The sequence below is a fragment of the Micromonospora sp. NPDC050495 genome, from assembly GCF_040655175.1.
GTDB lineage: Bacteria > Actinomycetota > Actinomycetes > Mycobacteriales > Micromonosporaceae > Micromonospora.
In genome coordinates this window covers 55246-75967 of record NZ_JBFAJK010000017.1, presented here as the reverse complement: position 1 = coordinate 75967, position 20722 = coordinate 55246, and the positions used below count along the sequence as shown (strand labels likewise).

Genomic DNA, 20722 nt, shown 5'->3' with positions numbered 1-20722 from the left:
CACCACGACGACGCGAGGAACAGCCTCATGACCACCTTCAGCGCCGGAACGCTGGTCTCCGCCCGGGGCCGCGACTGGGTCGTGCTGCCCGAAAGCGCCCCCGACATGCTGGTCCTGCGACCGCTGGGCGGCGCCGACGACGACATCGCCGCCGTCTTCCCCGCCTTCGAGCAGGTCAAGAGCGCGGAGTTCGCTCCGCCCACGCCCTCCGACCTCGGTGACGCGTACGCGGCGAGCCTGCTCCGCTCGGCGCTGCGCATCGGGTTCCGGTCCGGCGCCGGCCCCTTCCGCTCGCTCGCCGGGATCGCCGTCGAGCCCCGCGCCTACCAGCTCGTGCCGCTGCTGATGGCGCTGCGGCAGAAGACCGTGCGCATGCTCATCTCTGACGACGTAGGCATCGGCAAGACCGTCGAGGCGGGCCTGATCGCCAGCGAGCTGCTGGCCCAGGGGAGCGCGGCCAAGCTGGCCGTGCTCTGCTCGCCGGCCCTGGCCGAGCAGTGGCAGGCGGAGCTGCGCACTAAGTTCGGCATCGACGCCGAGCTGGTGCTCGCCTCTACGGTGTCCCGGCTGGAGCGCGGGCTGGACCTGGGCCAGTCGCTCTTCGACCGGCACCCGCACGTCATCGTGTCCATGGACTTCATCAAGTCGACCCGGCACCGCGACGACTTCGTCCGCCACTGCCCGGACCTGGTGATCGTCGACGAGGCCCACACCTGCGTGGCCGCCGACGACAACACCTCCACTCAGAACCAGCTCCGGTTCGAGCTGCTGCAGCGCGTCGCCGCCGACACCGAACGCCACCTGCTGCTGGTCACGGCGACCCCGCACAGCGGCAAGGAGAGTGCCTTCCGCAACCTTCTCAGCCTGGTCCGGCCCGAACTCGCCACCGTCGAGCTCGGCTCGGAGGCCGGCCGGAGGATGCTCGCCCAGCACTTCGTGCATCGCAAGCGTGCCGACGTGCGGCAGTACCTCACCAGGGAGGACGGCCTCGCCAACGACAGCCTCGCCGAGGAGACCGCGTTCCCGTCCGACCGGGAGTTCAAGGACGAGACGTACAAGCTCACCCCGGCCTATCGGGCGCTCTTGAACGACGCCATCGCGTACGCCAGCGAGCGGGTGACCGCCGCGGACAGCAAGGGCCGGCGGGAGGCCCGGATCGCCTGGTGGTCGGCGATCGCGCTGCTGCGGTCCCTGGTGTCCTCGCCGCGCGCCGCCGCGCAGACCCTGCGCACCCGCTCGGCGACTGCGACCGCCGTGACCGCCGAAGAGGCCGACCGGCTCGGTGCCCCGCTGACCAGCGACTTCTCCGATACCGATGCGCTGGAAGGGCTGGATGTCGCGCCCGGTGCAGAGGCCGGCGGCGTGGAGGTCGACACGGGCGCGCGGCTCGCCGAACTGGCCAACCGCGCGGCCGAGCTGGAGGGCCCGGCCGAGGACAAGAAGCTGGCGGCGCTGGTCAAGCACCTCAAAGACCTGCTCAAGGCGGGCTACCACCCGATCGTCTTCTGCCGCTACATCCCCACCGCCGAGTACGTCGCCGAGCATCTGGACGGCGCCCTCGGCAAGAAGACCGTGGTACGCGCCGTCACCGGCACCCTCTCACCGCAGCAACGCCTGCAGCGCATCGAGGAACTCGCCGAAGCCGCCGGCGACGACCCCGCCGCCCGTCGGGTCCTCATCGCCACCGACTGCCTCTCCGAGGGCGTCAACCTCCAGCACCACTTCGACGCCGTCGTCCACTACGACCTCGCCTGGAACCCCACCCGCCACGACCAGCGGGAGGGCCGGGTCGACCGGTACGGCCAGAAGCGCGACGTGGTCCGGGTCATCACCCTCTGGGGCAGCGACAACGGCATCGACGGCAAGGTCCTCGACGTCCTGATCAAGAAGCACCGGCAGATTCGCAAGGATCTCGGCGTCTCCGTCTCCGTCCCCGACGCCGCCTCGCAGGGCGTCACCGACGCGATCGTCGAGTGGCTGCTGCTGCGCGGCCAGGAGCAGGAGCAGGGCAGCCTCTTCGACGTCGAGGAGTACCGCGCCATCGACAAGAAGGCCGCCGCCCTGGCGACCGAGTGGCAGTCCGCCGCCGAGAAGGAGAAGACCTCCCGGTCCCGGTTCGCCCAGCACACCATCCGACCGGACGAGGTGGCCCGGGAGGTCGCCGCGATCCGCGACACCCTCGGCCGGGCCGCCGAGATCCGCGATTTTGTACGCCAGGCGCTGCGCGCGCTCGACGGCGTACTGCGCGACGAGCCGGGCGGCTCTGGCGATTTCACCGCCGACGTGAGCGGCACCCCGGCCGGGCTCCGCGACGCCCTCCTCCCCGTGCTCGGCGGCGACACCGTTGGGTCGGGCCGCCCGGTCCCGTTCCGCGCCACGGCGGCCGTCGCGCGCGGCGAGGCCGCCCTGGTCCGCACCGACCCGGCGGTGGTGGCCCTCGCCGGGTACGTCCTCAACGCCGCCCTCGACGACCAGGTCAGCGGCCCGCGCCCGGCCCGCCGCTGCGGCGTCATCCGCACCCGCGCCGTCACCGGCCGCACCACCCTGCTGCTGGTCCGCTACCGATTCCACCTCACCCTGCCCTCCCGCACCGGCATGCGGCAGCTCGTCGCCGAGGACGCCCGGCTGCTCGCCTTCGCCGGCGCGCCCGCGAACGCCACCTGGCTGCCCACCGGGGACGCGCTGCGGCTGCTCGACGCGACCGCCGACGAGAACACCGACCCCGACTTCGGCGAGCGCACGATGAGCCGGATCCTCGACGGGCTGCCCGAGGTCACCGACCACCTTGAGGCGTACGGCGAGGAGTTGGCCGCCGACCTGCTCGCCTCGCACCGTCGGGTGCGCAGCGCTGCCGGTGAGATCGTCCGCGGCCTCACCGTCACCGCGCAGAAGCCCGCCGACGTCCTCGGCGCCTACGTCTACCTGCCCGCTTCCACCCCCGCCGCCGGAGGCAACGCCTGATGTCCGCCACCGCCCGCAACCAGGTCTTCTCCGCCGTCCACACCATCGGCGGGCTGATCCCCGCCGACATGCTGGTCCGGATTTCCGAGGGTAAGGACGTCAGTGGCGCAAAGCCCGCCGACTACCGGGTGATCGGCTCCCGGTCGGTCCGCGACGACGCCGAGCGGCACTGGGACTACCTCAAGTCGGTCTGGAAGGAGCTGCGTGACCGGCTCCCCGTCGCCCCGGAGGCCGAAACCCCCGCCGACCCGACCGGCCTGGCGGTCACCCAGTGGCTGGAACCGCTCTTCGCGGAGCTGGGCTTCGGACGGCTGACCGCGCTGGGTGACACCGGCATCACGTCCGACGACGGCGCGAAGACGTTCACGGTCAGCCACCGCTGGAACCACGTGCCGATCCACCTGGCCCCGTGGAACGCGGCGCTGGACAAGCGGCCGGCCGGGGCGGGCGGCGTGCCGCCGCAGTCGCTGGTGCAGGAGCTGCTGAACCGCTCCGAGGCGCACCTGTGGGGTGTTCTCACCAACGGCCGGCAGCTGCGGCTGCTGCGCGACTCCAGCGCGCTCGCCACCGCCGCGTACGTGGAGTTTGACCTGGAGGCGATCTTCGACGGCGAGCTGTTCAGCGAGTTCGTGCTGCTGTATCGGCTGCTGCACGTCTCCCGGTTCGAGGTCGCCGAAGGGGCAGCGCCGTCGACGTGCTGGCTGGAGAAGTGGCGCACCGAGGCGATCACCGCCGGCACCCGGGCGCTCGACCAGCTCCGCAAGGGCGTCCAGGACGCGATCACCGCGCTCGGCACCGGCTTCCTGCGCCACCCCGACAACGCCGCGCTGCGGGAGAACATCGACCCGCAGGCCCTGCACAACGCCCTGCTGCGCCTGGTCTACCGGCTGCTCTTTCTCTTCGTCGCCGAGGACCGCGACGCGCTGCACCACCCCGACGCCGACGAGCAGGCCCGCGACCGGTATGCCGCGTACTTCTCGTCCGCCCGGCTGCGGGCGCAGGCGCGCCGACGCCGGGGTACGACGCACGCCGACCTCTACCAGGCGCTGCGGATCGTCCTGGACGCGCTCGGCGACGAGAACGGCCGCCCGGAGCTGGGCCTGCCCGGCCTCGGCGGCCTCTTCGACGCCAGCGACGCCGACGCCCCGCTGCGTGGCCTCTCGGTGTCGAACGACCACCTGTTGACGGCGGTCCGGCACCTGTCGCTGGTGCGGGACGCCGGCTCGCGCCGGTGGCGGTCCGTCGACTACCGCAATCTGGACGCGGAGGAGCTGGGCTCGATCTACGAGTCCCTGCTGGAACTGGTGCCGAAGCACAGCGCGGTGGACCGCACCTTCGAGCTGGTCGAACTGGCGGGCAACACCCGCAAGACCACCGGCTCCTACTACACGCCCTCCTCGCTGATCGACTGCCTGCTCGACTCGGCGCTCGACCCGGTGATCGAGGACGCGGTCAAGCGCGGTGAGCAGGCCGCCACCGCGGCCGGGCAGCCCGACCCGAGCGACGCCATCGTTGACGAACTGCTGTCGCTCACCGTCTGCGACCCGGCCTGCGGCTCCGGCCACTTCCTCGTCGCTGCGGCCCGCCGGATCGCCAAGCGGGTCGCCGCCGTCCGCGAACGCAACCCCGAGCCGACCGTCGACGCCGTTCGCCACGCCCTGCACGAGGTCGTCGCCCGCTGCATTTACGGAGTCGACCTCAACCCGATGGCCGTGGAACTGGCCAAAGTGTCGCTCTGGATGGAGGCCCTGGAGCCGGGCAAGCCGCTCAGCTTCCTCGACGCCCACATCAAGTGCGGCAACGCCCTGATCGGCGCCACGCCCGCGCTGCTGAAGCAAGGCATCCCCGACGAGGCGTTCAAGCCCATCGAGGGTGACGACAAGAAGTACGCTAGGGCCCTGGAGAAGCAGAACGTCAAACAGCGGGAGGGACAGGGCAGCCTCTTCGACCTGGACGAGGGGGCGAAAGTCGCCAACGCTGTCTTCGCCCAGGACCTGCGCCGGATCACGGCGGCCCCCGCTAATAATCTTGGCGACGTACGCAGGCAGGCGTCCGCGTACCAGAGCTGGAAGACCTCAGAGGAGTACGCCCGCGCCCTGCACGTCGCCGACGCGTGGTGCGCCGCGTTTATGTGGAAGAAGGCTGCCGACGCGCCGCCCGCCGTTACCCACGATGTCTTCCGCGCACTGGAGGACCCGGACGCCTCGGCCGCGCCGCAAGCGACCCACGACGAGATCACCCGGCTGCGCAGGCAATACCGCTTCTTCCACTGGCACTTGGAGTTCCCCGAGGTCTTCGAGGTGCCGGAGTACGACACCGGCATCGACCCGGCGACGGGCTGGGCCGGCGGCTTCGACTGCGTCCTGGGTAACCCTCCATGGGAGCACCTTGAGCTCAAGGAGCAGGAGTTCTTCTCAGCGCGGGCACCCGAGATCGCCGACGCGGCGGGCGCGAGGCGCAAGAAGCTCATTGGCGGGTTGCGCATAAATAACCCGTTGCTGCACGAGGCATACGAGGCCGCGAAGCGCCAGATCGACGGAACGCGCCACTTTGCCAGCAACTCGGGCGTCTTTCCGCTCTGCGGACGCGGTCGGATCAAGACGGATCCGGTTTTCGCCGAACAGGGCCGGAAGTTGACCGACCCGTACGGCCGGATGGGAATGATCCTTCCGACGGGCATTGCCACGGACGCCACCACCCAATTCTTCTTCAAGGATCTCGTGGTCAACGGCTCGATCGCAGCGCTCTACGACTTCGAGAACGCGGCGCCCCTATTCCCTGGCGTCCATCGTTCATTCAAGTTCAGCATCGTTTCTCTGACTGGGCGGGCACTGCATGAACCTGCCGCGAAGTTTGCCTTCTTCCTTCATGATCCGGCCGAACTAGGCGACGTCGACAAAGCATTCACTCTTACGCCCGAAGAGATAACCCTACTCAACCCCAACACCGGCACTTGCCCCGTCTTCCGCTCCCGCCGCGACGCCGAAATATCACTACATGCAGCGAGGAGGTTCGATCCGTTGCGACCTGCGGAGTCCCTCGGTCCTTACAAACTCACGATCCGTCGAATCTTCAACATGGGAATTCCTGAAGTGGATGCCGTGTGCCCGAGGGAGATCAGCCCTCGAGTGGGCAATCTTATGATGTTGGAATCGAAGCTAACGCACGCCTATAATCACCGATTCGCCACATACGAAAACGAGGTGTCCGACACCACTAGGTACGCAACACCAACAGAACTCAGGCAGGCGGCGTGGGCTAATCGAGGGCGGCGATCTATTTCGGCATCTGAGGTAGATGCAAAGCTGTCTAAGCTATGGTCCGCTCAGTGGCTCCTGCTTTGGGCTGATGTTGCGCGGAATAGCGATGAGCGAACTCTGATAGCTTTAGCTGCGCCGCGCGCGGCGACTGACTTCACATTGAGAGTCGGGTTCCCGGGAAATGCCGCTGACGCACCGCTTCTGCTGGCGCTCTTCAACACCTTCGCTGTCGATTTCCTGCTGCGGCTGCGCCAAGGCGGTCTGCACGTGTCAGACTACATTTTGGAGCAGTTGCCAGTCCCGGTTCCACGCGATCTTGCCTCCCATGGCAACTTCATCATGACACGGGTTCTCGAACTCTCGTTTACCGCTTACGATATGGCGCCTTTTGCCAGTGATCTAGGGGACCTAGGCGCTCCCTTCGTTTGGGACGACGAGCGGCGAGTCGTGATGCGAGCTGAACTCGACGCGTTGTTTTTCCATCTCTACGGAATTTCGCGAGATGACGTGGATTACGTCATGGGAACGTTCCCGATTGTTAAGCGCAAGGACGAGGCGAAGTACGGCATCTACCGAACCAAGGCGTTGATCCTCGTCGAGTATGACCGGATGGCTGCTGCGGGCGTAAGCCTGACCAACCCCCTGGTTGACGGAGAGAACTACACCTCGACTCTCACCCCGCCGCCGGGGCATGGCCCTCGACACGCGGCGACCTCGACCGCAAAGACAGCGGGATAGCCTCTGCGATCCGCCCCAGGAGCGACTTCCTGGGGCGGGCTTCGCGCCTATGAGTCCCGGTTTGAGGTATCAGCGACGAAGACGCCGATACCCATGCGACCGACGAGTTCGCCGAGCTCGATCATGGAGTCCAGGGCGCGTCGAACCGTCACGTGGCTCGTGTCGTACTCCTCGGCGAGGAGCCGCGCGGAGGGAAGCTTGCTTCCCGGGGGGTAGATGCCAGCCCGTATCTTGGCGCGGAGATCCTCCCTGATCTGGCGCCAAAGCGGCTGGGCGTACGGCATGTGATCAGGGAAGCAGCCAGTCCTGAGGTCATGTAAAGGAACCCCTTCCTATCTTTACAGGCTTTATAGGTCTGCTACGCTCGCCTCGACCGGGACGGCAGCCGGGGAGGCGATATGGGCAGGCGATGGAAGTGGTTTTTGCGGGCGGGGAAGGTCGCAGTTGACCTGGTCGGGCAGGTCGTACCGGATGGCGACGTGCGGGGGCGTGGCGGTCGGCCGGGCGCACCTGACGGCGTACCCGATGGGCGGGTGACCTCGCGGTGCGACGGCGCGGTCGTCTACGAGCGGCCCGAGCGGTGGCGGGCGGCTCCGACGCGGAACGGGCGCGCGGACCGTTACGACCCGCGGCCGTCCGGCGAGCGGACCGCCGGGCAGTGCCGGGGGAGCGGCCCGGTCGAGGGGCGGGGAGCGGATGGCTGAAGACATGGGGTCGACGGTGCCGCGCCGGCAGCTCGGGCGGGCGCTGCGGGAGTTGCGGACCCAGGCGCGGATGACGTTGGACGGCGCGGCGGAGGCGTTGCAGTGCAGCCGGCAGAAGATGTGGCGGATCGAGACGGGCATCGGCGCGGTGCGCGGGCTCGACGTGCGGGCCATGTGCGAGCTGTACGGCGCGAACCCCGAGCTGACCGCCGCGCTGACCGGCCTGGCTCGCGAGACGAAGGCGAAGGGCTGGTGGCACGCGTACGGCGACACCATCCCCGACTGGTTCGAGCTGTACGTCGGCCTGGAGGCGGCCGCCGGCCGGCTACGGGAGCACGACGACACGCTGATTCCCGGACTCCTGCAAACCCCTGGCTACGCGTCCGGCGTCTACCAGCACCGGTCCGGCATGACCGACGACGAGTGGGAGCGCCTGGCCGAGGTGCGGCGGCGACGCCAGATGCTCCTGCGGCGGCGGCTGCCCCCGCCGCCCCGGCTCGACGTCATGCTCTCCGAGGCGGTGCTGCTGCGGGTCGTCGGCGGCCCAGCGGAGATGGCGGAACAGCTACGGCACCTGGCGGAGATCGGCCGGCTGCCCCACGTCTCCATCCGGGTCGTGCCGCTGGCCGCCGGCCTGCACTTCGGTGCCGTCGCCGGGTCCTTCGTGATCCTCGACTTCCCGCTCGGCAGCCGCGTCGAGCCCGAGCCGTCGGTCGTCTACAGCGAGTCGTTGACCGGCGCGCTGTACCTCGACCGGAAGGAGGAGTTGGCCGCCTACGAGCGGATCTGGGCGAGCCTCGAGTCGTTGGCCCTGGATGAGGGGCAGTCCCGACAGTTGATCATCAAGATTTCCGAGGAGGTCCACCATGGCTGACCTGACCGGCGCTCACTGGCGCAAGAGCACCCGCAGTGGCGACAACGGCGGCAACTGCGTCGAGGTCGCCGACAACCTGCCCGGCGTCGTCGCCGTACGCGACAGCAAGAACCGCAGCGGGCCGGTCCTCGCGTTCACCCCCGACTCCTGGGTCGGCTTCGTCCGTGCGCTGCGGCGGTAGCGCTGACGGCACTTGAGCGGTTTCGGTCCTGGCACGCCGTCGCCGGGCCGCGTTGACCTGACCGGCGCGCGGTGAGGCATCGGTCGTCCTGTCAGGAAACCGACAGGGCGACCGGTCCCTCTCCGCCCTTCCCAGGTTGCTCCCGCTATCCGTGGTCTGGTTGTGTTGCCCGTTCAAGTGCGGGTCCATCAGGGACGGGGTTCGGGCATGGTCGCGGCGGAAGAAACCACTCTGCAACGCTTGCTGGAGGGCGCGAAGCAATACCAGGTGCCGCTCTATCAGCGCACCTACTCGTGGAGCAAGATCCAGCTCGCGCGACTCTGGGACGACGTGCGCAAGCTCGCCGAGGACCGGGTGGACAATCCCACCGCCACGCACTTCATCGGCTCTCTCGTGCTCGCGCCCAGCCCGAAGATCAGCCCGGCGGGCGTCGCAGAATATCTGGTGGTGGACGGGCAGCAGCGGCTTACCAGCCTGTCCATCCTGCTCTGCGCGATCCGCGATCACCGCGCCAAACACGAGGGAGCCAACCATCGCGTCCGGCTCGACCACCAGTATCTGACCAACCCCTTCGAGGAAGAACGCTGGCTGAAACTCGTCCCCACCCAGCACGACCGGGACGCGTACGTCGGCTGCGTGAAGTCGACGATGAAGGCCGACTCCACCGACGCGGTGAGTGTGGCGTACCGGTTCTTCGTCGACGCGCTGGCCGTCGACGACCCGGAGAACCCGCTGGACATCGCACGGATCGAAAGCGCGGTCATCACCGGTCTGGGGCTGGTGGCCGTCACCGCTCAACCCGGAGACAACGTCTACCGGATCTTCGAGTCGCTCAACAACACCGGGCTCAAGCTCACCCAGGCCGACCTGCTGCGCAACTACCTCTTCATGCGGCTGCCCACCCAGGGGTCGACCGTGTATGACGTCCTCTGGCGGCCGCTTCAAGAACAGCTCGCACCAGCGGAGCTTGAACTGCTCTTCTGGCTCGACCTGGTCCACCGCGATCCGCGCGTCAAACAGACCGACATCTACGCGAGCCAGCAGACGCGCCTCGAGGCGCTTCGCGCGGAGGACGAGATCGAGGCGGAGGTGCGGCGCTTCGCCCGCCTCGGCGCGCTGCTGCGGGTCATCCTCCACCCCGACGAGGAGAACGACCCGGGCGTGCGACAGCGGCTGGAGCGGCTCAGCGCCTGGGGCACCACCACCGTCTACCCGCTGGCTCTGCACCTGCTCGACCGCCGTCAGCGCGGCACGGCCACGTCCGAGCAGGTCGCCCAGGCGATGCTGTACGTGGAGAGCTTCTTCGTCCGCCGCCTGGTGATCGGGCGGAGCACGATGAACATCAACCGCATCCTGCTCTCCGTCGTCACCGAAATGAGCACGGAACTGCCGGTGGACGAGGCGGTCCGGGCCTACCTGTCCACCGGGCGCAAGCACTACGCCACCGACGCCGCCGTGCGCTCCGCGGTGCGGTCCACCCCGTTCTACCTCCACGGCCGGGCATCCCAACGCACCCTGGTCCTGCGGTGGCTTGAGCAGTCGTATGACAGCAAGGAGCCGGTGTCCCTGGAGAAGGCGACCATCGAGCATGTGCTGCCGCAGACGCTCACCGACGAGTGGAGGCAGATGCTCGCCGCCGACCTCGGGCCGGACGAAAACCTCGATGAGTTGCACGAATCGCTGCTGCACACCCTGGGTAACCTTACCCTCACCGGTTACAACCCGGAGTTGGGCAACAAGCCGTTCGCGGCGAAGCGCGCCAGACTGGAGAAGAGCGGTGTCCGGCTGAGCCGGGAGATCACGTCGCGGGACCGGTGGGGACGTCCGGAGATCTACGCCCGGGCCGATTCCCTCGCCGACCGGATTCTCGCCACCTGGCCCGGCCCCACGGAACAGGCCGGCAACCAATCCGAGGTGCCGTGGGACATCATGACCAAGGCACTGGCCGAGCTGCCCGCAGGCTCCTGGACCACGTACGGCGACCTGGCCGCCCTCATCGGCACCGCGGCGATGCCGCTCGGCGTCCGACTCGCCAACCACCCGGTGCCGAACGCCCACCGCGTTCTGCAGGTCGATGGCAAGATCGCGCCCGGCTTCCGCTGGCTCGAACCCGACCGGAAGGACGACCCGCGCGACCTGCTGATCGCCGAGGGCGTCAAGTTCGACGAGCAAGGGCGGGCGGACCAGGCCCAACGGATCAGCACCGAGGAGTTGGCGCAGCTCGCCGGCCTGACGCCAGAGGAGGTGCCGGAGCGGGTGCCGCGACAGCGGGCAGGCAAGGCCGGCACCTACGCCGAGAGGTTCATCGAGCAGCTCACGGCCCGACAGGGCCCGACGGTCGCCACGGCCACATTCGTCCTGCTCGAAGCATGGACCACGTTGGGCGGCACGCTGTCCTATGGCACCGGCGGGGAGACCTCCTGCTTCCTCATGGCCCGCCGCAGGGAGCATGTGCTCGGCAGCATCTGGCCGGCGGTGATCTATCCGAGTGGCAAGTTCGAGGTGGTCTTCCAGCACCTGAGCGTGCGTACGCCGTTCACCGACGTCGCCCTGCGGGAGGAACTGCGGCAGCGGCTCAACCAGCTGCGGGATGTCGACATCGCGCCTGCGAAGATTGCCCTGCGGCCCGGTTTCCCGCTGACAGTCCTTGCCGACGCGGACGACAGGGAGGCGCTCCTCGACCACCTGGCCTGGTTCTACGACCAGGCACATGCACCCGACGAGGACACCCTCGCCACGGTATAGCCCCTCATCCCATCCGGAAGGTCACCACGTGCCTCAGCTCGCACTGGCCAACAGCTTCTGGCAGAGCTACGACGTCCTGGAGAAGCCAATCAAGGCCGGCGTGCGCAAGGCGATGGACAAGTTCCAGCGGCTCAGCATCGCCGAGCTGCACGCCGACAAGGGCCTGCATCTGGAGTCGGTGAACAACGCGCGGGACCTCCGGATGCGGACCATCCGGATCACGGACTTCTGGCGCGGCGTGGTGCTGGCGCCCGACGACGGCAGCGACACCTTCCTGCTGCTCAACGTCGTGCCGCACGACGACGCGTACACCTGGGCCGCGAAGCGGCTCTACACGGTCAACACGGCGACCCGGGCGCTGGAGGTCCGCAATGTCGTCGCCATTGAGCAGCTCACCCCGGCGCTGGAGAAGGCGGCTGCGGAGGCGCCGAGCCTGCTGTTCGCCCGCCACTCCGACACGGCACTGCGGCACCTCGGCATCGACGATCAGGTGCTGCGGGCGGTACGGACGATCACCGACAAGCGCCAGCTGGAGGCGTTCGGCACGCTGCTGCCCGAGGACCAGTTCGAGGTGCTGCAGTACCTCGCCGAAGGCTTCTCGCCGGACGAGGTCTACCGCGACCTCGTCGCCGAGCGCCGTCCGGTGGACGCGACGCCGGAGCCGAGCGAGAGCCTGGCCGTGGCCATCGCCAACACCGCCAACCGCATCACCCTGGTGACCCGGCCGGATGAGCTCGCCGAGATCCTCGACAAGCCCTTCGCCGCCTGGCGGGTGTTCCTGCACCCGTCGCAGCGGCGGGTCGCGTATCGGGTCTCCTACCACGGGCCGGCCCAGGTGACGGGTGGGCCTGGCACCGGGAAGACCGTGGTGGCGCTGCACCGGGTCAAGCACCTGCTATCGCGTACGCCCGACAGCCGGGTGCTGCTCACCACGTACACCAATGCCCTGGCCGCAACCTTGCGGGAGAACCTCGCGCTGCTCCTCGACGACGAGGAGCGGCTGGCGCGGGTCGAGGTCACCACGGTGAACGCCTTCGCGCACCGCACCGTGCGGGCCCTCGCTGGGCGCGTGCCGACCCCGATCGGCGACGTGGACGAGCGGCAGGTCTGGCGGCGGGTGTGCCGCAGGCTGAACCTGCCCTGGACCGAGCAGTTCCTCGCCCAGGAGTTCCGGCACGTGATCCTCGCCCACAACGTGCAGAGCCCGGAGGAGTACCGCGCGGCCAGCCGGCGGGGGAGAGGGTCGGCGCTCGGCCCGCGGCAGCGCGACCGGGTGTGGGACGCCGTGGACATGTTCCAGAAGGAGCTTTCGGCCGCCGGCACCGCCACCCACCTGCAGATCTGCGCGCGGGCGGCACAGTTGCTCGAATTCGCCGACCGCACCGAGCACGGGTACGACCACGTCGTGGTCGACGAGGCGCAGGACCTGCATCCCGCGCAGTGGCGGGTGCTACGGGCCGCGGTGGCGCCCGGCCCCGATGACCTCTTCATCACCGGCGACCCGCACCAGCGGATCTACGACTCCCGCGTCTCGTTGAACGCCCTCGGCATCGCCGTCGCCGGGCGCAGCAGCCGGCTGCGGGTCAACTACCGCAGCACCGAGGAGATCCTGTCCTGGTCCACCGGAGTGCTGGTCGGGACGCGGATCGAGGACCTCGGCGGCGACGGCGACGACAGCCTCGCCGGCTACCGGTCACTGCTGCACGGCAAGCGGCCGCACGCCGCCGGGTACCCGACGAGCCAGGCCGAGATCGCGGCGCTCGTGAAGCGGGTGGGGGAGTGGCGGGAGCAGGGCGTGGCGGCGAGCGAGATCGCGGTGTGCGCCCGGTTCAACACCACTCTGAGCGCCGTGCAGGAGGCGTTGGCTGCGGCTGGGATCCCGGCTGTGCGGGTGCGGGACCAGCCGGGCGCGGACGTCGACGGGGTGCGGCTCGCCACGATGCACGCGATGAAGGGGCTGGAGTTCCGGTGCGTGGCCGTGGTCGGTGTCACGGCGCGGTCGGTGCCGTTCGCCAAGGAGGTCACGCCGGCCGAAGTGGATCCGATGCAGCATGAGAGCGACCTGCTCCGGGAGCGGTGCCTGCTGTTCGTGGCGAGTACGCGGGCACGGGAGGCGCTGCACGTGTCCTGGAGCGCGCAGCCAAGCCCGTTCCTGGCGTTCGCCAACGCGCGCTGACGCAGGTGCGATTAGCGTGCGGCGGCGTAGCGGCGTTCGCCCTCCTTCTGCCATAGCGCCTCGTCGTCGATGTTCTCGTACTCGGAGCGCAGCCGGTGGGCGAGCGTGTAGAAGTCCACGTGCGGTGGGCCGGTGTCCTCGCCGAACATGAGGGCGGTCCAGATCGACTCGCCTCGGTCGGTTGTCTGCGTTCCCTAACTTGCAAACATCATTCGCTCGGGGAAGCCTCCAGCGAAGCGCCATGCGTTGACGATCTTTGCGGTGATGGCGCTCGCTGCGGCGTTGAAGTCGCCGTCCTCGACTCGCGCTTCAAGGGTGCGTGAATCGATGGTCAGCACCCGGTCGAATCGATCCTCGAACCCGAACTCGTATCGCACCTCGTCCGGGGAGTTCCAGGATCCGACGGGCGACGACCATCATTCCCATGGCGGCCCGATCCAATCCGATCACTCACCAGCCCGTGCTGGCAGAGACTTTGTCACGAGCGATCAGTCCAGACGCGACGGATTCTGTCGGGGGTCAGGGCAACGCTGCTGAGCGTACGACCGTCCTCGTCGGTGAACTCGATTTCGTAGGCGAGTTCCGGGCGGTGGAACACGTGCACGATGGTGCCGACCGCCCCCGCAGGGAGGTTTTCCTCTGGCAAGGCCTCTCGGAGTTCGACCAGGTCGTACAGGTCCAACGGTCATCCTTGTTTCGGTGGGAAGGAGATAGTGACCAGGCGGGGAGTGGCGGCACCTTCTTCGAGCATCCACGCGGTACGGACCATGATAGTTCCAGCGGGTCCGGTCAGCGGCACGTCGACCGACCAGCGCTGGCCGTACTGGTCGGCCTTGCCGAGGAGCGGCGAACCCTGTCGCACGCCCTCGCGGATCTGCTGCTCGATCGTGGCGGCGTCGTCCGGCCCGAGGCCGGTGGCGGCATTGATGACGCGGTACTTGTTCTTGCCCACGGGATGCTCGGGGTTCATGGCGTACGCCGTGATCTTCCGAGAGTCGATGTCAGGGTTGCTGAAATCGGGCGCGTTCGGATCACGCGGGACCTGCGGTGGTTCTGTGCCGCGCGACGACGAGGGCTCGGGTGCTTGCCGGTGCAACCGCGTCAGCGCCTGCTTCAGCTTCTCGATCAGGTCGCCGAGTCGGCGGATCTCCGGCATCAGCCGCCGCAGGCTCGCCAGCAGCCCGCGCAGCAGTCGCGCGATCCGGGCGGCCCACGCCGCCACCGTCGTGGTGACCTGCTCGACGACCAGGGGCGTGGCCAGCCCGGCGGTGAGGACGAGTTCGCCCGCGTACACGATCAGGCGGGAGACGCAGGCGGCGACGGCGTCGCGGACGAGCAGCCGGACGGCGGCGACCAGCGCGGCGGCGCCCTCGGTGACGGCGGCGAGGGTGTCGGCGCCCCGGGCGAGCCCCATGATGGCCTGCTGCTGCTCGTTCGCCCACCGCCGGTAGGCGGGGCCGGCGGTGCCGCCCCACCCGGCCACGTCGGCGCGGACGGCGCGCGACAGCGTGGCGGCCTCGTCGCGGAGCGAGGCGGCGACGTTGCGCCAGGTTTGTGCGTGGGCGGTGATCTGGGCCGGGTCGCCGGCGAGCCAGTCCAGTGCTTCGCTGAGCGGCTTGACGTGCTCGATGAGCCAGGCGATGCCGTACTGGAGCAGCGCACTGACCGGGTCGGAGACGAACGCGAGGGCGTCCAGGCCGGCGCTGACCACGCCGAGGCTGCCGTCGATCCAGCTGCCGTTGTGCACCCCCTGGGCGATGAGTTCGATGTCCTCGCAGATCCAGAGGCCAGCCCACGCGCTCGGCGGGTCGTCGGCGGGGTTGGCGACGAGCGGGTTTGCGGTCACCGGCCGTCCCGTGCCTGCCGGAGCAGCCGCTCGGCGTGAGTGTCGGTTGCCCGGTAGCGGTCGGCGCTGGTGCGCAGCTTCCCGGCCGTGTCGCGGATCGAGCGGGCGGCACCGTCGATGCCGTCCACGACGGTGCGCTGCAGCCCGTCGAGCAGCATCGGCATGACGGCGCACAGCTGCCCGTACGCGTCAGCTCCCAGCCGGACATGCTGTCCGGCCTGTCGGGCGGTGTCGAGGCTGTCGGCGCTGCGGTCGAGACGTCCGGCGTGGTGGGTCAGGTCGTCGGGGTCGACCTGGATGCCGTCACCGGTGGGCATCCGGCGCGCCCTGGTCCGGGTCCAGCCGGCGGCGGTACGAGTCGACGACGGCGGTGGCGGTCGGATCGTCGCCACCGAGGGCCCGGGTGGTCGCCTCGGTTACCTGCCGCAGCAGGTCGGCGTGCGCGGCCCGGGTGGTCGCCAGGATCTGCTGGGCGGTCTGCGCCGCGGCGTGCCGGCGGGTTCGTTCGTCCAGCCGCAGACCGACCAGCATGCTGGAGGAATCGACTGTCACCTCCACTGCCCGATCCGGGCTCTGCGCCGTCCCGGTCAGCTGCTGGACCTGCGCCGACAGCACCTTGGCCTGTGCCGCGCGCTCGTTGATCGACGACTCCCAGTCGTCGAGCCGGCGTGCCGCCGCGTCCAGCGCAGCCTCGTCCGACCACATGCGCCACCCTCCCCAGAGGCCACCGATCGGCGAATGTCGTCGCCACGTTACCAACCGGTGGCTCTGCGTGGTGTACCAGTTTCGTGCCCGGCAGCACGTCGGCCGGTCGCCGAGAGCGCGGCGTATCCTCGATGGCCCGGGAAGGGCATACCACTGGCGAGGCGGGACGGGTGCGCGATCCAGACGACTTCGATCTCGAGGCGATTGCCACTGCGCTGGAGGACCAGAGCGCGTACGAGCATCGGTGGTTGATCGACCCGGCCACCGCAGAGGTGCTGCTCTGGACTGTCGATGGGGGTATCGACGGTCAGACGCCCGTCGACCTCGAGGAACTCGACCTGGTGCCCATCGATCCGGTGCCGTCCCATGTCTGGCACGGGGACATGGCCGACTTCGCCGATCGACTCGGCGACGAGCGGGCAGGCCGCAGGCTGCGCCGAGCGATCGAGGGCAGGGGCGCCTTCCGGCGGTTCCGGAATGAGCTGTACGAGGAGTACCCGCACCTCGTTTCGGTCTGGCAGGGCTTTCACCAGGCTCGGGCGCTGCGGCGTGCGATCGACTTCCTGGCGGACAACCGCCTCATCGCCGAGGAAGCAGCGGAGGGTGCCCGGGCCGAACACCCGGATCCGCCGGTGCCGTGACTCAGGCCGTGATCTGAAAGGTCCCGCTATGGCGGGGCATGCAGGAGATGTGCGGCTGTCGCCGTACCGGTGCCCGTAATGTCGTCTGGCGAGGACGGTGCGACGGTCCCGGAGGAGGCCGATGGTAACGGAAGGCGGTGCCGGTGCGGCGGCCCCGGTGCAGCGGCCCCCGGGGCGGCCGGCGTTCCTGGAACTCTTCTTCGACCTGGTCTACGTATTCGCGCTGGTTTCCCTGGTCAAGACGCTCGCCGCCGATCTGAGCTGGACCGGCGTCGCGGAGACGCTGGTCCTGCTGCTCGCGTTCACCCTGGTCTGGGCGCTGACCACGTGGGCTGCCGACACCCTCGACCTGGCCCGGCCCGCGGTCCAGGTGCAGTTCATCGGGGTGGCGGCCGCCAGCCTGCTGCTGGCCGCCGCGGCGCCGGACGCGTACGGCGGGCGCGGCCTGCTCTTCGCGGGCACCTACCTGGCCGTCCACCTCGGGTCGAGCATCTACTATCTTCTGCTCCTGCGGGATGCGTCCGAGCCGCGCCGCAGCGGCCGAATCGTCTTCTGGTACGCCATCGCCGCGGTCGGCTGGATCGGTGGCGGGCTGGCTGCCGGCCCTGCCCGCCTGATGATCTGGGCGGTGACGATCGCCGTGGAGTACGTCGCCGCCTCGCTCGGCTGGCCGGCGCCGAGGCTGGGGCGGTCACAGCCGCAGGAGTGGCAGCTGGTCGGCGAGCGGGTGGCCGAGCGGTACCGGCAGTTCGTCATCGTCGCGCTCGGCGCGGCCCTCTTCGTGACCGGGACGACCTTCAGCCTGAGCGAGTACACGATCGACCGGGCCTGGGCGCTGCTGGTGATGTTCACGATCGTGGTGCTGGCCTGGCGGATCTACATCTACCGCGCCGGCGAGTTGCTGACCGACGCCATCGCGCGGTCGACGAACCCGGCGCTGCTCACCCAGTCCGCCGCGGTGACCCATCTGATCATGGTGGCCGGCATCGGCGGCATGGCGGTCACCAGCCGGCTCGTCGTGATGCGTCCCCTTGGCGAGACCCCGCCCGCCTGGGCTGCCGTCACCCTCGGCGGACCGGCGATGTTCCTGGTCGGTCGCGGAGTGCTGGACTACACGGTGTTCGGTCGGATCTCCCGGTCCCGGCTGGCCGGGCTGGTCCTGCTGGCTGGCGTGGCACCGGTTGCGGATTTGCTGCCGCCGGTCGTGGTCGCGCTACTCGCCATGACCATCCTGGCTCTGATCGCTGCGGCGAACCTGGTGAGCACCCACCTGCACGCCCGTACGCCGATGCCACCGGCGCTCGAGTGACCCTCACCCGGTCGGCACGGCGGCCCGGGCCAGCCGCGCGTGTGCGGGCAGCGTCTCCCAGACCAGGATGAGCAGCAGGATCAGATTCGCCACGATCAGGATGGCCAGGGGCGGAAGCAGCGCCATCACGGGCGCGATGGCGCACAGCACCACGATCCCCAGCGCCCGGGACCAGAGGACCCGGCCGGTCAGCACGGCGTCGAACAGGCAACTCCCGAGCAGGAACAGGGCCGGGCCGCCGAGGATGGCGGCGACCCAGGCGGCTGGTGCCGCGTCGAACGGCCGGTCGACGACCAGCGAGACGCTGGTCGACACCACCAGCACCCCGGCCACCATCACCAAATGGCTGTACGAGGTGGAAGTGCCGGGCTGAACCCGCTCCACCACCGTGACGGCGGGCGGTGACAGGAACTGCCGCACCCGGTGAAAGTAGAGCTGGAAAAGCAGGACCGCACTGGCGAACCCGACGGCGCTCGCGGCCACCCGGCCGGCCTGGAAGCCGCTGCCGGCCAGCCCCATGCCGGCGCTCAGGATCAGCTCGCCGAGGGAAATCAGGAAGATTTCGCGGTGCCGCTCGGACAGGTGGGGGCCGGTGAAGATCTGGCTGGCCAGTTCGGTGCGGCCGAGCTTCGGCGTCGGCCAGCCGATCCGGGCCGACCCGAGGTCGACCGCCACCGCGACCGCCCAGAGCAGCAGCCGGGCCGTTCCGTGCACGAACACCCCGGCCACCCACGGCACCGCCGTGACGCCGAACCAGAAGAAGACCCGGATGCTCCTGGCCTGGATCTGGCGGTTCACCCGGGTACCCGGGATGAGGACGGCGTCCCGGACGAGATGGATGCCGAAGTACGCCCCGACGAGAAGCCAGCCGTAGTCGCCGAAGGCGCGCGGCACCGCGATCGCCATCAGCAGGGTGCCGAACATGACCGCCAGGACGGTGGCCTGGATGATCGACAGCCGGGGGTTGAACAGGTCGGTGAGCCACGCGGTCAGTACCCAGACCCACCAGGCGGCCATCAACAGGACGGCGGTCTGAGCGGCGCCTCGGACGGTGAGGTCCTCGGCCAGCCCCGCCGAGAGCCGGGAGAGCATGAAGATGTAGACCAGATCGAAGAAGAGCTCCAGGAACGTTGGATAGTCGGGCTCGCCGCGCCGGCGAAGGATCCGGGGTAGCGGACTGGACGTCACCACCTCGGCCTCCTCTGGCACGCCGCACCGGGGAGCGGAGGCGCGGGCAGCCTGGCGCTCCCCGCCAACCTACAAAAGCGGGGTCGGCGGCGGGTCGAAACGACCGAAGCGGGACGGGGCAGGGCTCCGGGCCCGTCGTGGCGATCAGCAGCCGAGGATCAGGCCGCTCAGCGCGGATGTTCGACTGTGCCGACGTCAGGCGAGCGGCCGTCCGGCGAGGTGGCCGGTACCCGCCGCAACCGTGAACGCGGCCCAGGCGGCAGCGGGGAAGGCAAGCACCGGCCCAACCCGGTCCTTGGAGTCGCGAACGGCGACGACGCCGGGGAGGTTGGTGGCGACCTCGACGCACTCGCCACCGTTGCCGCCGCTGCGGGTGCTCTTGCGCCAGACGGCGCCGGTCAGGTCAGTCATGCCGCAGCTCCCCGATGATGCCCTTGATCGTGTCCCTCGATTCTGCCTCACTCTGCGCCAACTGAGCGACGCTCGCAAACGCCTCCTCGTAGGCCCGCAGCTCCGCAGGCTTGTCGAGGTAGAGCGCGCCGGTGAGCGATTCGCTGTAGACCACCGACGGTTCTGGTGCCGCCCGGCCGCCCTTCGTGGCGGGGAAGTCCAAGATGACGAAGGAGCCCGCGACGGCGCCGAGGTGCGGCCCAGCGGCGAGCGGCACGACCCGAACCGACACGTTGGGCCGCTCGGAAGCTTCGAGGAGGCCGGTGAGCTGCCCGACCATGATGGGACCCGCGCCGACTCGACGCCGCAGCACGGCCTCCGAGATGACCGCGTCCAAGCGAGGTGGCTGGGGCAGTCGGCGGCTGAGCAGGTTCTGCCGTTGGAGACGCACCTGAACGGCATGCTCGCGCTCCTCGTCGGTCGCCGCGGGCTGGTCGATGCGTGCCAGCGCCCGAATGTACTCGCGGGTCTGGAGCAGCCCCGGGATGACCGTCTCCTGATACTGACGAAGGGCTGCGGCGGCGGATTCCAGGCCGACGTACAGCTCGAACCAGCTCGGCACGGCGTCCCCGTACGCGTGCCACCAGCCCTTCGACTTGGTCTCGGTGGCCAGCCCTTTCATCACCTCGGTCAGCTCCGCCGAGACCCCGTACAGCTCGCACATGGCCTTGACGTCGAGCACCCGGACCGCGCCCAGGCCGCACTCGATGCGCCAGATCTTCTGTCGGCTGTATTCCAGCGCCTCGGCGGCGGCGTCGAGCGTCACGCCGGCCTCGGTGCGGTACTGGCGCAGCAGCCGGCCGAGCTGCCGGCGCGGCACGGTCGATCCGATGTCCTCGGCCACCCGAACACTCCCTGATTCCGTCCTGCGACACTGCGTAACGTCGCCCTGCAACCTCTACACGTTGCTGTAAAGAAAGTCAATGCACCAAGCAAGAAATCCG

At 69.4% G+C, this 20722-nt stretch carries 18 protein-coding genes; 8 read left to right on the top strand and 10 right to left on the bottom strand.

The features are described from left to right. Positions 1-27 precede the first annotated feature (27 nt). Both AB0I11_RS18540 and AB0I11_RS18535 read left to right on the top strand, forming a co-directional pair. Positions 28-2961: a DEAD/DEAH box helicase gene (locus AB0I11_RS18540; protein WP_357321396.1), complete on the top strand. Its 2934-nt coding sequence runs from the start codon at positions 28-30 to the stop codon at positions 2959-2961. Next, positions 2961-6959, top strand: coding sequence for a DNA methyltransferase (locus AB0I11_RS18535; protein ID WP_357321393.1), 3999 nt, complete (start codon positions 2961-2963; stop codon positions 6957-6959). Before AB0I11_RS18540 ends, AB0I11_RS18535 begins: the two co-directional genes overlap by 1 nt. Positions 6960-7006: 47 nt before the next feature. Here the strand turns inward: AB0I11_RS18535 and AB0I11_RS18530 are convergent, their stop codons facing one another. Further along, the gene (locus AB0I11_RS18530; protein ID WP_357321390.1) at positions 7007-7243 is read right to left on the bottom strand and encodes a GntR family transcriptional regulator; all 237 of its coding nucleotides are present in this window, start codon (positions 7241-7243) and stop codon (positions 7007-7009) included. Positions 7244-7655: 412 nt separating this feature from the next. Between AB0I11_RS18530 and AB0I11_RS18525 the strand changes: the two genes are divergently transcribed. The 4 genes from AB0I11_RS18525 (at position 7656) to AB0I11_RS18510 (ending at position 13639) form a co-directional block, all read left to right on the top strand. Beyond that, on the top strand, positions 7656-8537 hold the full coding sequence (locus AB0I11_RS18525; protein WP_357321387.1) for a helix-turn-helix transcriptional regulator: 882 nt from the start codon (positions 7656-7658) through the stop codon (positions 8535-8537). Then, positions 8530-8718, top strand: coding sequence for a DUF397 domain-containing protein (locus tag AB0I11_RS18520; RefSeq protein ID WP_357321384.1), 189 nt, complete (start codon positions 8530-8532; stop codon positions 8716-8718). The genes AB0I11_RS18525 and AB0I11_RS18520 overlap by 8 nt, the downstream gene beginning before the upstream one ends. Before the next feature lie 207 nt (positions 8719-8925). After that, positions 8926-11463 carry a DUF262 domain-containing protein gene (locus AB0I11_RS18515; RefSeq protein ID WP_357321381.1) on the top strand — a complete coding sequence of 846 codons (2538 nt, stop codon included), beginning with the start codon at positions 8926-8928 and terminating at the stop codon, positions 11461-11463. A gap of 28 nt (positions 11464-11491) precedes the next feature. Continuing rightward, positions 11492-13639, top strand: coding sequence for a UvrD-helicase domain-containing protein (locus tag AB0I11_RS18510; protein ID WP_357321378.1), 2148 nt, complete (start codon positions 11492-11494; stop codon positions 13637-13639). Positions 13640-13650: 11 nt separating this feature from the next. Here the strand turns inward: AB0I11_RS18510 and AB0I11_RS18505 are convergent, their stop codons facing one another. From AB0I11_RS18505 to AB0I11_RS18480, 6 genes are all read right to left on the bottom strand, one after another. Next, positions 13651-13788 (bottom strand): hypothetical protein, encoded by a 138-nt coding sequence (locus AB0I11_RS18505; RefSeq protein ID WP_357321375.1) that lies wholly within the window; start codon positions 13786-13788, stop codon positions 13651-13653. Between the two features lie 45 nt (positions 13789-13833). Continuing rightward, a complete protein-coding gene (locus AB0I11_RS18500; RefSeq protein WP_357321372.1) occupies positions 13834-14016 on the bottom strand; it encodes a hypothetical protein in 183 nt (60 codons plus the stop codon). 101 nt (positions 14017-14117) lie between these two features. Further along, positions 14118-14321: a DUF4926 domain-containing protein gene (locus AB0I11_RS18495; RefSeq protein WP_357321369.1), complete on the bottom strand. Its 204-nt coding sequence runs from the start codon at positions 14319-14321 to the stop codon at positions 14118-14120. 3 nt (positions 14322-14324) lie between these two features. Next, positions 14325-15485 carry a WXG100 family type VII secretion target gene (locus AB0I11_RS18490; RefSeq protein ID WP_357321366.1) on the bottom strand — a complete coding sequence of 387 codons (1161 nt, stop codon included), beginning with the start codon at positions 15483-15485 and terminating at the stop codon, positions 14325-14327. Beyond that, entirely contained in the window at positions 15482-15802 is a 321-nt protein-coding gene (locus AB0I11_RS18485) for a type VII secretion target (RefSeq protein WP_357321363.1), read from the bottom strand. The genes AB0I11_RS18490 and AB0I11_RS18485 overlap by 4 nt, the downstream gene beginning before the upstream one ends. Further along, complete coding sequence (locus tag AB0I11_RS18480; protein ID WP_357321360.1) at positions 15789-16190, bottom strand: YbaB/EbfC family nucleoid-associated protein; 402 nt, start codon at positions 16188-16190, stop codon at positions 15789-15791. Before AB0I11_RS18480 ends, AB0I11_RS18485 begins: the two co-directional genes overlap by 14 nt. Positions 16191-16360: 170 nt before the next feature. Here AB0I11_RS18480 and AB0I11_RS18475 point away from each other — a divergent pair, with 170 nt between their 5' ends. After that, the gene (locus tag AB0I11_RS18475; protein ID WP_357321358.1) at positions 16361-16831 is read left to right on the top strand and encodes a UPF0158 family protein; all 471 of its coding nucleotides are present in this window, start codon (positions 16361-16363) and stop codon (positions 16829-16831) included. A gap of 121 nt (positions 16832-16952) precedes the next feature. After that, the gene (locus tag AB0I11_RS18470) at positions 16953-18140 is read left to right on the top strand and encodes a low temperature requirement protein A (protein WP_357321355.1); all 1188 of its coding nucleotides are present in this window, start codon (positions 16953-16955) and stop codon (positions 18138-18140) included. Between the two features lie 3 nt (positions 18141-18143). Here AB0I11_RS18470 and AB0I11_RS18465 read toward each other — a convergent pair whose 3' ends face one another. From AB0I11_RS18465 to AB0I11_RS18455, 3 genes are all read right to left on the bottom strand, one after another. Beyond that, entirely contained in the window at positions 18144-19331 is a 1188-nt protein-coding gene (locus tag AB0I11_RS18465) for a low temperature requirement protein A (RefSeq protein ID WP_357321352.1), read from the bottom strand. Between the two features lie 192 nt (positions 19332-19523). After that, entirely contained in the window at positions 19524-19739 is a 216-nt protein-coding gene (locus tag AB0I11_RS18460; protein ID WP_357321349.1) for a DUF397 domain-containing protein, read from the bottom strand. Beyond that, positions 19732-20622, bottom strand: a complete 891-nt coding sequence (locus tag AB0I11_RS18455; protein ID WP_357321347.1) for a helix-turn-helix transcriptional regulator — start codon at positions 20620-20622, stop codon at positions 19732-19734. The genes AB0I11_RS18460 and AB0I11_RS18455 overlap by 8 nt, the downstream gene beginning before the upstream one ends. Positions 20623-20722 lie beyond the last annotated feature (100 nt).